The 1,877-nt window shown below is 34.0% G+C and carries 2 protein-coding genes; one reads left to right on the top strand and one right to left on the bottom strand.

The genetic code is table 11. The annotated features are described in order from the left end of the window. Positions 1–722: glutamine synthetase beta-grasp domain-containing protein (locus tag ACTG3S_RS09665; RefSeq protein ID WP_439129155.1), on the bottom strand; the 722-nt coding region annotated here is incomplete at its 3' end. 165 nt (positions 723–887) lie between these two features. Here ACTG3S_RS09665 and ACTG3S_RS09660 point away from each other — a divergent pair. Next, on the top strand, positions 888–1,877 hold a 990-nt coding region (locus ACTG3S_RS09660), incomplete at its 3' end, for a glutamine synthetase III (protein ID WP_439129154.1).

Genomic DNA, 1,877 nt, shown 5'->3' with positions numbered 1-1,877 from the left:
CTTAAAGTTGTGTTAGAGAAGTTTGCGTGCATACCAGAACCATTCCAATCCATTTCTTTACCTAATGGTTTTGGGTGATACTCAATGTAGTATCCATATTTTTCAGTTAATCTTTGTAATAAGTATCTAGCTACCCAAATTTCATCACCAGCTTTTTTTGCTCCTTTAGCAAATAATTGAAATTCCCATTGACCTGAAGCAACTTCTTGGTTAATACCTTCAAAATTTAAACCAGCATCAATACATAAATCAGCATGCTCTTCAACTAAAGCTCTACCATGCGTATTTCTTCCACCAACAGAACAGTAATACATACCTTGAGGAGCAGGGTAACCACCAACAGGGAAACCTAAAGGCAGCTGAGTTTTTGTATCCATAATAAAATACTCTTGCTCAAAACCAAACCAGAAATCATCATCTTCGTCATCAATAGTTGCTCTTCCGTTTGAAACGTGTGGAGTGCCATCAGCATTTAATACTTCTGTCATTACTAAGTAACCATCTCTTCTATCTGGATCTGGATAAATAGCTATAGGTTTTAATAAACAGTCAGAAGATCCACCTTCAGCTTGTCTTGTAGATGATCCATCAAAAGACCAATTGTCTAATTCTTCAATTGTTCCTTGAAAGTTCTCGTGTTCTTCAACTTTAGTTTTACTTCTTAGGTTCTGAGTAGGAAAGTATCCATCTAACCAAAGATATTCTAATTTAATTTTTGCCATAATAAAATAATTGAGTGTATGTTACACCACAAAAATGAAATATTTTAGCTACATATCAAAAAAAACAGGGGTTAAATGTTTATTTTTGCTTAAAAATAATTTTATCCCTAAAATTTGAGGGGTATAATTAATAAAAACAAAATTTCTACTTTAAATATTCATAATATGTCAAGAATTAGATTTAACGCATTAGCTGAAACTTTACATAGAACACCTGTAAAGGTAGTTCAAAGTCAAAAAAGGTCTACTTTATTTGGTAACAACGTCTTTAATAAACATGCTATGCAACAGTATCTTACAAGAGCAGCTTACGAGAGTGTTATGAATGCCATAGAGCATGGAACCAAAATAGATAGAAAAATAGCAGACCAGGTTGCGGTTAGTATGAAAGATTGGGCAATTTCTAAAGGAGCTACGCATTATACACATTGGTTTCAGCCTTTAACAGGCGCTACAGCAGAAAAGCATGATGCTTTTTTTGAATCTATTAATGGTAGTTTAGCTATGGAGAAATTTGATGGAGAACAGTTGGTGCAACAAGAACCAGACGCCTCTAGTTTCCCAAATGGAGGAATTAGAAATACATTTGAAGCAAGAGGTTACACTGCTTGGGATCCAACATCACCAGCATTTATATACGAAACAACGTTGTGTATTCCTACTATTTTTGTAGCGTACACAGGTGAGGCTTTAGATAATAAAACACCTTTACTAAGAGCCTTACAGGCCATAGATGTGCATGCAACCGCGGTTTGTAAATATTTTGATAAAAATGCAAATAAAGTTTCTGCAACTTTGGGTTGGGAGCAAGAGTTTTTTTTAATTGATGATGCTTTAGCAAACTCAAGACCAGATATTCAATTAACAGGAAGTACACTTTTAGGACATTCTCCAGCAAAAGGACAACAACTAGATGATCATTATTTTGGAACCATACCCGCAAGAGCCATGAGTTTTATGCAAGATCTAGAAGAAGAATGTATGTTATTAGGAATACCTGTAAAAACTAGACATAATGAAGTAGCACCCAATCAGTTTGAAATTGCACCTATTTTTGAAGAAGCGAATTTAGCAGTAGACCATAACTCTTTAATTATGGATGTAATGCAGAAAATTTCTAAAAGACATCAATTTAAAGTATTATTTCATGAAAAG

Origin of the sequence: Polaribacter sp., assembly GCF_965656025.1 — a bacterium.
Taxonomy (GTDB): Bacteria; Bacteroidota; Bacteroidia; order Flavobacteriales; family Flavobacteriaceae; genus Polaribacter.
Note: the sequence above shows the minus strand (reverse complement) of the source record. Positions and strands in the feature narration are given on the sequence as shown.